Raw genomic sequence first — 8,904 nt, 5'->3', positions numbered from 1 at the left:
GGACAATCGCTTCCTACCGGGAGTTCCGCTGCTTCACGTCCACCGACACCCCACTTGACACCAAAACCCACCAGCTAACTAAGCGGCATTGGGGTGAACCCACCAGGTGCAAGGTTCCCAGCCCGGGGCGGGCCCGGTGGCGGGCGGGAAGGCGGCAGACCGGGTTACGGCTTGCGGGCTACGGCACCGGGTCAGTCCTCCGGGTGGAAGCCGGTGGCGGTGTTGATGAGGTCGTCCTCGGTGAAGCGAGTTCGGTCGAGCGAGACCTCCGCGGCTACCCCGGGGGACACGAGGTAGAACACCTCGTCGTCGGCGGCCATGCCGTCGTACGGCCCGATCTTGACTGGGCACAGCTGCCAGGAGCCGGGGTCCTTCTCCTCGTACTCGATGAGGAAGGTGTGGAGTGCCTCGAGGTCGGTGAGCTTGGCGCCGCGCAGGGTCTTGACGGTCAGGTCGACCTTGAACGCGCCCTCCGGATCAGGGCCGGTCTCCCAGACCCGGCTGTGGAAGACGACGTCCTCCCACTCGTACTCGAAGTCGCTCGGTGTCCCGATGCCGCCGGGGAGATGCTCGATGACGAAGCCGTCCACGGTGCGTGCCCTTTGCTCGATCGACGGGGAGGACGCGGAGTACGGCGCCGAGGATCCGAAGGCTGCCGTGCCGGCAGCCGTCCAGACACCCAGGGAGGCCAGGATCACCGCGCTGCACCTCACGATACGGCTCGGACGTGGCACGATTCGGGAACGACGGGACGATCGCAACATGGCTGCCTCCAGGGTTACCTCGGCGCCGCACTCCTTCGCGTGGCGCCTCTTGCCCAAGAAGATGCAGCGATCGTCGCCCTCCCCGACCGCCGATTCTCGAATCTGTGGACAACCAGCCGAATCAGTGCCCGATCAGGCGGTGCAGGCGATGGAAGGTCTGCTGAAAACCGAGCGCCGGCCAGGCGCGGGACGACAACAGGTTCGTCACCCGCCAGTCGGTCACGACGGAGTCGTAGCCCATCTCGGCGGACCAGTTCAGCACCGCTTCACCCAACGCCCGCCCGGCACCCAGACCCCGCGCCTCGGGCAGCACAGCAGCGAACCCCAGGAAGCCACCGTTGTCCGGCTGCGACAGCCCGCTGTGCGTACTGCCCTTTTCGATCGATGAACCGACCGACGACCCGATCACCTTGCCGTTGCTCTCGGCCACAAAAGTCACGTAGTCCGGATCCTCGAAGTCCTCTTCCCACTCCGCCTGTGCCTCCTCCAGTGTCGGCAGCGTGCCGGCCGAGAAGACCGGCGACAACCCCTGGTGCTGCGGGAGCGAGAGATCCAGCTGCGCGAGGACCGGGATGTCATCGCGAACCGCCTGCCGCACAGTCAGCTCCGCCGGTGCAGCAATAGGCGCGGAGGGAACCGGCCGGATCGCGTGTGCCTGCTGCGAACCGAACGCCAGCCGGAACCACGCGTCGAGAAGCGCGGTGTCATCCGGAACCAGCGTGTAGTGCGCGATCCGTCCGTCGTCGACCCACTTGGCCGCAGCCGCGCCGTACAGGTCTCTGATGTGCTCTGCCTCACGCACTGCGTGCCCGGCAGCCTCCACCCAGATGTTGGGTCCCCACACCGGCGACTTCTTCGGTGCCCCGAGCAAGTACCCAGTCACCTCGTCGCCGTCCCGCAGGACGGTGCCGGAGGCATCTTCGGACTCCCAGACGGCCGTCACCTCAGCCAGTGCACGCTGTTGGTCCTCATAGGCAGGGGACAGCAGCGGATGCCGCTTGCGATGCTCCTGGTGCCGCTCCGTCAGTAGTGCTGCCGCAGCGGGCAGATCCGTCGCTTCGAACGGCCGGATGTCGAGTCGAGCCATACCCGGACGGTACGCCGCGCTGCGCCCCGCAGGACACGGATTTTCGGGCCGCCCGATAACTGATTTGGTTGCCCGGCGCAGATCCACTAATCTAAACCCAGCGGCGCGGGGTGGAGCAGCTCGGTAGCTCGCTGGGCTCATAACCCAGAGGTCGCAGGTTCAAATCCTGCCCCCGCTACTTGAGAAGGCCTTCTGACCAAAAGAAACGCTGGTCAGAAGGCCTTCGTCATTTCTCGTCAGATCAGCTGCCCCGGCGTACTACGACAGCCGAGGCGTCAGATCTGGTTGGTGCCTCCGTCGACGTAGAGGTTCGCGCCGACGACGTAGCTGCTTTGTTCCGAGGCCAAGAAGGCGATGACTGCGGCAGCCTCTTCGGGCCGGCCCATGCGGCCCTTGGCCACGGTAGCGGCGACGTTCTCCTTGACGGCCCGGGCGGTCTCCTCGTCGCCGAAAGCGGCGGTGCCCCCGGGAGTCTCGATCCATGCCGGCGAGACCACGTTGACCCGGATGCCGCGGTCCTTGAGTTCGTTGGACCACGTCCGCGCGAAGGACCGGACGGCCGCCTTCGACGCCGCGTATGCGCCGAACGCCTCGACTCCACGGTCGCCGGCAGTCGAACCGACCAGGACGATCGAGCCTCCGTCGTTGAGCAGCGGTATCGCCTTCTGCACGGTGAACAGCGTGCCGCGAACGTTGATCGCGAAGGTCTGGTCGAAGTGCTCCTCGGTGGTCTGCTCCAGCGTCACGAATGCGCCGACCGCCGCGTTTGCCACAAGCACGTCCAGCCCCTTGCCTCGGGCCCGGACCGCGTCGTAGAGCCGGTCCAGGTCCGCCGGCTCGGAGATGTCGCCGACGACCGCTGTGGCCCGGTCTGCTCCGATGGTTTTGACGGCGGCCTCCAGTTCGGCCTCGCGCCGGCCGGTGACGAACACGTACGCGCCCTCGTCCGCCAGCCGTACGGCGGTGGCCAGGCCGATCCCGCTGCTTCCCCCGGTGACCACCGACGTCTTGCCATCCAGCTGTCCCATGTGGGTGTGCCTCCATCACTGTCTGTCTCGAATGTTCACTATCGATAGTGCTGGACTGCGGCTGTACGATCCATGATGCAGAGTCCGAAGTTCTTTACGTATCGTCCAGGAGGAGGCTTGGTGCTCGGTTTTCGGGATCCAGTGGCTGACGCGATCGGCCTGCTGAGGCCGCGTACGGTGATCGGGCCGAGCCTCCGGGCCGCGGGAGAGTGGGCGTTGCGCTTCGATAGGTTCCTGCACGTGCGGATCGGGGGTCTCGTGCGTGGCACGTGCTGGTTGATCCTCGAAGGGCACGACCCGGTGCTCCTGCAGGAGGGCGACACTTTCATGCTGGGCGACCCGCCGCCGTACGTGCTGGCCAGTGCGCCCGACGCGACCCCGCGCCCCGCCGAGCCGGTACTGGCGGGTGCCGAAGACGGGTTCGTGCGAATCGGCCCGGAGTCCGAGGGGGACCTCTACCTCTGCGTGGGGCACATCGAGTTCGATGACCAGAATGCGGCCCTCCTGACCGATCTTCTGCCGCCGCTCGTGATCGTCCGCGCAGCCGATCCGCACGGCGGGCCGCTCGCGCAACTGATCGATCTCCTGGCCACCGAGGTCGGGGTCGCCGCCGCCGGAGGTCCGCTGGTGCAGAACCACCTCGCACAGATCCTGCTCGTCCACATGCTGCGCGCTCACGCCGGTCAGACAGACCGGCCCACCGGCTGGCTGGGCGCCCTGAACGAGGACAGCATCGGTGCCGCCCTGCGCGCCGTGCACGCGGACGTGGCCCACCCCTGGAGCCTCAAGGAACTCGCCGAGATCAGCCACATGTCGCGTTCCGCATTCGCCCAGGCCTTCAAACGCCACGTCGGAGTCCCGCCCCTCGAGTACCTGATCCAATGGCGCATGAGCCTCGCCCGCGACGCTCTCGCCCGCGACACCCTGCCGATCTCCGAGATAGCACGGGCCACGGGCTACCGGTCCGAGAGCGCCTTCAGCACAGCGTTCCGCCGAGTGGTCGGCTCATCGCCCGCGCAGTTTCGGACCCAGGCACGGCGCTCGACCACGAGAGGATGGAGCCCGGCAGGGCAGATTCTGCAAGGAACCGCCGTAGGTGCCTAGGAGCGTATCTGCGACATGCTGAGCCTGGAGATCCCGAGGTGGTGGCCAACGACCCGCAGCGCGGCACGGGTCGCACCTGACCAGGATCTCTGTCAGAACAAGGCTGCCGGGTGTGGTCGGCGAGTGTGGGGAGTGGGCCGTCGAGTGTGGCCGCCGTGCCGCTGTGCATCGTTTACCGACGGCATTCTCCGCACAGTCGAGGGCGGGAGACCTGGTGTGACGCGTCGAGTGAAGCCACTCGCGGGAGCGCGCGGAGTTGCTGCGGACTCCGGGTACCGTTGGGTCGTGGGTACGAAGGCTGAGCGGCGGGCTGCGGGTCAGCAGGTTGCTGCCTATCACGAGGCGGAACTGGCTGCGCTGGTTCAGCGGGTCGCTGAGGCGGTCGATCGGCACCGCGACGGTGAGTTGGACGTCTTCGGAGCCGACGAAGTGATCTTCCAGTACCAGCGTGCGGCGCGGCAGCTGTGGACGTTCTGCCAGGGCGCCGGCAGCAGGGTCGAGTTCACCGCTCAGATCATCCAGCGGATGGCTGAGGACGGCGAACCTGTCGATTGGTGGGAGCGCGGCCGTCCGCACCGCCGCAGTTGAGCAACCTGCTCCGCCATCAGCGAAGGCCCCTGCTGGTCAGGGGCCTTCGTCGTGTGTTTGGGTCAGGCCGGCTTGATGTTGTGGTTGAAGCGGAACAGGTTGTTCGGGTCGTACTGGGTCTTTACCTTCGCGAGTCGTGCCAGCCGGTCCTCGTTCCAGAAGGCGCTGACGCGGTCTACGTCCTCGTCGCCGGTGACGAGGTTGAGGTAGCTGTCTCCGGAGCCGACTGCGCGGAGGTCGGCGCCTGCTTGTTTGGCCCAGCCTCGGCAGCGGTCGGTGTCCGCGGGGTCTGTCCATTGGGCCATCACGTGGATCAGCCAGCTGTCCTGGCGGTGGCTGAAGGCGGTGGCGTCCGGATCGACCCTTGTCACGGCGTTGTCGAACGGGATCACCTGCATGATCGAGTGGTCGGTGGGCAGGGTGGCGCCGTACGAGGAGAGGGTTTCGATTTGCTTGGTGCCCAGTTCGGGGAGGTACTCGCCGGTCCAGTAGTGCAGGTTGCCGTTCGGGTTCAGCGGGTCGAGCAGTTGCTGTACGGCGGTGTACGGCATCGGGTAGATGAAGTCGAGCACGGGGGAGCCGAACTCCTGGACCGGCCGCACGATCTCGGGGTCGAGGTCGGTGCCGAAGTACCGCAGGAAGATCCCGATCAGCCGGCGGCCGCGGTGTTCCTCGGGGATGACGTCGAGTGGCGGGGCGAACTGGATGACCGCATCCGCGCTCAGCTCCTCGGGAGTGTCGACGATGAAGTCCCGCAGGAAGGCCAGTACTTCGGGGGCCTCCTCTACTGGCCAGGCGACCATGCCGGCCAGGATGGTCGGACCGACGGGGTGGCAGCGGAACTCGAATGAGGTGACCACGCCGAAGTTGCCGCCTCCGCCACGCAGGGCCCAGAACAGTTCGGGGTGGCTGTTGGCGCTGGCAGTGACGACTGTGCCGTCGGCGGTGACCACGTCGGCGGATAGGAGGTTGTCGCAGGTGAGGCCGTAGCGCCGCTGCAGCATGCCCATGCCACCTGTGAGTGCCAGCCCGGCGATGCCGGTCATCGAGACCTGGCCGCTGGGGGTCGCTAGGCCGAAGAGTTGAGTGTTCGCATCCAGGTCGGCCAGGGTGGCGCCGCCGGAGACTCGTACGGTCTGGGCCTCGGGGTCGACGCGGACGTCGCGCATGCCGGACAGGTCGACCAGTAGGCCGTCGTCGCAGGTCCCGTGGCCGGCGACGCTGTGGCCGCCGCCGCGGATCGCGACCGGAAGCGAGTATTCGACGGCGAACCGCACCGAGTGGACCACGTCGGCGACACCTCGGCAGCGGGCGATCACGGCGGGCCGACGATCGATCATGCCGTTGTAGACGTGGCGCGCGTCTTCGTAGCCGGGATCACCGGGTACGAGGAGTTCACCGCGCAATTGGGCGGCGAGTTGATCGGTCGGTAGCTGATTCATCTGGTCGCCTTCCGATTTTCAAGAAAGGTTTCGAATTTATCGTGCCAAGATGCGGGGCCGCTCAGCCGAAGGCCTTTCTCGGGGTCGACCAGTGCGTGTTGTGACTTCGCCTCGGCGATCAGCTGCCCACCGGTTTTGCGATAGATCTCGTAATTACAGTCGAGTCGGATGGTGAGCGGTGCGGTCCAGGTCCGGATCAGCAGGTCGTCGAGATAGTGGGCGGGCGTGTGGAATCGGATATGAAATTCGGTGGTGGTGACCAGGTAGTCCCGGTAGTCGACGCCGGCGGCCAGGGCGAAGGCCTCCCGGCCCAGGTCGCACCAGGTCATGTAGTTGCCGTAGTAGGCATGACGCTGCAGGTCGCACTCGGACCAGCGCACCCGGACACTCGTCTCCACGAATGCCCCGCGCATGATCCGGGGCGCCGTCTCGACCCAGCGCGGCATAGGCCGTTTCCTTCCACTCGGTTCAGTAAATGAAAGAATCTCCATAATTGACGTATGATGTGACTCTCAACAATTTCGGGACCGCCGTGGCGGCTGCGCCAAGACTGGTGGCCGGGTTGATGCAGTGTCAAGCAATCAACCCTGCCATGGCTGATCCCTGCTATCTCCAGGCTGCATTTTCCGACTGACAAGGATCAGCCATAGGGGGATTCCTTGACAGGTTGTCGACGCAATTCATAGCCTTCCGTCCTGTCCCGCGCGAACAAATGCCCGGAACTAACCCACCGAGCCGCCCGCCCCTCGATTCAGCGCGTGTTGGGAGCAATCCATGATTTCTGCCATCGATGCCTGCCGGGTTCCCGCAGGCCGGATCCGCGGTGCCGGTGTCGACCTGCTGGATCACCAGCGGTTCGCACTGGCCGCACGGCGTACCGGTCCGGCCTGGTGGCGACGGATATTCGACGACAACGAAGTGGCTGCAGAGTCCGCGGTCTCCCTGGCCCAGTTGTTCGGGATCAAGGAGTCTGTGGTGAAGGTGGTCGGCGGTCTGCCGGCCGGGTCCCGATACCGCGACATCATTGTCGGCAGGGCCGGAGCTGACGGCGTCCGGCCCATCGAGTTGCGGGGCGGGTTGGCCCGCTGGTCTGACGAGCACGGGGTCGTCCTGACCGGAGGCGTCCTGCCGGCCGGCGATGCGCTCGGTCCCGAGCTCGACCTGTGCTGGGCAGTCGCGACCGAGACTGCGCAATGATCGCCCCCGACCCGGCGTTCGTGTTCCCCGGTCAGGGCAGTCAGCGACCCGGCATGGGGCGCGAGTTGGCCCGCTGTGGCGACGAGGCGCGCGAGCTAATCGTTCGGGCGGAGCAGCTGACCGGAGTCGCGATCGGCGAGCTGATGACTCGGGCGGACGAGGCGACGCTGGCCGACCCTGAAGCCGCCCAGCTCACGATCTTCGTCTGGTCTAGCGTGCTGGCGGCCGAGCTCACCGCTGCGGGCTATCGGCCGGTCGCGGTGGCCGGGCACAGCCTCGGCGAGTACGCCGCACTCGTGGCAGCCGGCTGTCTCGGCTGGGAGTCCGCACTGGCGATTGTGGCCAGGCGGGGGCGGGTGATGGCCGAGGCCGCGCGATGTCAGCCGGGCGCGATGGCCGCCATTGCTGGGCTGTCGGAGGACCAGGTGACCGAGCTGTGCCGACAGTTCTCGGCTAATGACGGCATCGTCGTGATGGCCAACCTGAACGCGCCTCGACAGGTGGTCGTCTCGGGCACCACTGATGAGGTCTGCCAGGTGGTCGACGCAGCTCGGTCGGCCGGGGCGCTGCGGGTGAAGCGGCTGCCGGTCGGTGGTGCGTACCACTCGCCGCTGATGGCTGCGGCCGAGCGTGAGCTGGCGCCCCTCCTGGCGGAGGCTGATCTGCGAGCGCCCCAGGTGCCGTTCGTTTCAAGCCTGACCGGTGGTGTGGTCGAGGACATCGAGAGCTACCGGCAGCAGCTCGGCGGGCAGATCACCCGGCCAGTGCGCTGGACCGACACTGTCGCGTCGCTTGCCCGGACTGACCCCCGCACCTTCGTCGAGGTCGGCCCCGGCCGGGTGCTGACCGGTTTGGGGCGCAACATGGTCCGGACGGCCAGACATCTCGCCGGATACGAGGCGCTGAGTCCGCTGGCGGTGAGCCAATCATGAGCGTGGTCTTGGTAACCGGTGCGACCAAGGGGATCGGTCTCGGCGTCGCCCTGGACCTGGCCGCGGCCGGTAACCGGGTGCTGCTGAACTATCGGCGCGACATCGAGCAGGCCAAGCAGGCACTCGATCAGGTCCGCGAGCTGCAGCCGGACGCGGAACTCATCCAGGCCGATATCGCCGAGCCCAACGACGTGGACCGGATGTTCCGCCGGATCCGCGCTGACCATGGCCGGCTGGACGGCCTGGTCAGCAACGCAGGCATCGCCAACGACGGCTACGCGCTGATGATGGGCGAGCAGAAATGGCGCTCTGTCGTGGACACGAACCTCACCGGGTCGTTCCTGGTCTGCCGTGCCGCAGCTCGGCTGATGGCTGTGCAGCGCAGCGGCGCGATCGTCGCGGTGGCCTCGACCAGCGGTGTGGCCGCACCGGCCGGACAGGTGAACTACGCCGCGTCCAAAGCCGGCGTGCTCGCCATGGTCCGAGTGCTGGCCAAGGAGCTCGGCAGCTACGGCATCCGGGTGAACGCGGTGGTCCCGGGCTTCGTCGACACCGCGATGACGCGCTCGATGCCGCAGGACCAGCTGACCGGCTTCCTGGAGCGAGTACCGCTGGGCCGGATCGGTACGCCGGGCGATGTCGCGCCGGTCGTGCGGTTCCTGCTCGGCGCCGAGTCGGCGTACGTGACCGGAGCCTCTGTCGTCATCGACGGCGGCTTGACCTGCTGAACGCCCCACCCAACAACGCGACAGGAGTGGACCA

At 67.0% G+C, this 8,904-nt stretch carries 10 protein-coding genes and 1 tRNA gene; 6 read left to right on the top strand and 5 right to left on the bottom strand.

Annotation, left to right across the window (positions count from 1 at the left end):
• Positions 1-191: 191 nt before the first annotated feature.
• Together ACFTSF_RS37210 and ACFTSF_RS37205 are read right to left on the bottom strand one after the other, a co-directional pair.
• On the bottom strand, positions 192-698 hold the full coding sequence (locus ACFTSF_RS37210; RefSeq protein ID WP_380159799.1) for a hypothetical protein: 507 nt from the start codon (positions 696-698) through the stop codon (positions 192-194).
• Positions 699-885: 187 nt separating this feature from the next.
• Positions 886-1,851, bottom strand: coding sequence for a GNAT family N-acetyltransferase (locus tag ACFTSF_RS37205; RefSeq protein WP_380159797.1), 966 nt, complete (start codon positions 1,849-1,851; stop codon positions 886-888).
• A 104-nt stretch (positions 1,852-1,955) separates the two neighbouring features.
• On the opposite strand from ACFTSF_RS37205, the gene ACFTSF_RS37200 reads away from it, so the two are divergent.
• Positions 1,956-2,029, top strand: a tRNA-Met gene (locus ACFTSF_RS37200).
• Positions 2,030-2,126: 97 nt separating this feature from the next.
• Here the strand turns inward: ACFTSF_RS37200 and ACFTSF_RS37195 are convergent.
• On the bottom strand, positions 2,127-2,879 hold the full coding sequence (locus ACFTSF_RS37195) for an SDR family NAD(P)-dependent oxidoreductase (RefSeq protein WP_380159795.1): 753 nt from the start codon (positions 2,877-2,879) through the stop codon (positions 2,127-2,129).
• A gap of 120 nt (positions 2,880-2,999) precedes the next feature.
• On the opposite strand from ACFTSF_RS37195, the gene ACFTSF_RS37190 reads away from it, so the two are divergent.
• Entirely contained in the window at positions 3,000-3,983 is a 984-nt protein-coding gene (locus tag ACFTSF_RS37190; protein ID WP_380159793.1) for an AraC family transcriptional regulator, read from the top strand.
• 285 nt (positions 3,984-4,268) lie between these two features.
• Entirely contained in the window at positions 4,269-4,571 is a 303-nt protein-coding gene (locus ACFTSF_RS37185) for a hypothetical protein (protein WP_380159791.1), read from the top strand.
• Between the two features lie 62 nt (positions 4,572-4,633).
• On the opposite strand, the gene ACFTSF_RS37180 is transcribed toward ACFTSF_RS37185, so the two are convergent.
• Positions 4,634-6,013, bottom strand: coding sequence for an FAD-binding oxidoreductase (locus ACFTSF_RS37180; RefSeq protein WP_380159789.1), 1,380 nt, complete (start codon positions 6,011-6,013; stop codon positions 4,634-4,636).
• Positions 6,010-6,459, bottom strand: a complete 450-nt coding sequence (locus ACFTSF_RS37175) for an acyl-CoA thioesterase (RefSeq protein WP_344143818.1) — start codon at positions 6,457-6,459, stop codon at positions 6,010-6,012. The genes ACFTSF_RS37180 and ACFTSF_RS37175 overlap by 4 nt, the downstream gene beginning before the upstream one ends.
• Before the next feature lie 328 nt (positions 6,460-6,787).
• Between ACFTSF_RS37175 and ACFTSF_RS37170 the strand changes: the two genes are divergently transcribed.
• The 3 genes from ACFTSF_RS37170 to fabG are packed head-to-tail and all read left to right on the top strand — an operon-like array spanning position 6,788 to position 8,870.
• Entirely contained in the window at positions 6,788-7,210 is a 423-nt protein-coding gene (locus ACFTSF_RS37170; RefSeq protein ID WP_380159787.1) for a hypothetical protein, read from the top strand.
• The gene (locus ACFTSF_RS37165) at positions 7,207-8,142 is read left to right on the top strand and encodes an ACP S-malonyltransferase (RefSeq protein ID WP_380159785.1); all 936 of its coding nucleotides are present in this window, start codon (positions 7,207-7,209) and stop codon (positions 8,140-8,142) included. The genes ACFTSF_RS37170 and ACFTSF_RS37165 overlap by 4 nt, the downstream gene beginning before the upstream one ends.
• Positions 8,139-8,870, top strand: a complete 732-nt coding sequence (gene fabG / locus ACFTSF_RS37160) for a 3-oxoacyl-ACP reductase FabG (protein ID WP_380159784.1) — start codon at positions 8,139-8,141, stop codon at positions 8,868-8,870. Before ACFTSF_RS37165 ends, fabG begins: the two co-directional genes overlap by 4 nt.
• Positions 8,871-8,904 lie beyond the last annotated feature (34 nt).

This window comes from Kribbella sp. NPDC056951 (assembly GCF_042674205.1).
In the GTDB taxonomy this organism is placed as follows: Bacteria; Actinomycetota; Actinomycetes; order Propionibacteriales; family Kribbellaceae; genus Kribbella; species Kribbella yunnanensis.
This window is presented reverse-complemented; position numbering and strand designations above follow the sequence as displayed.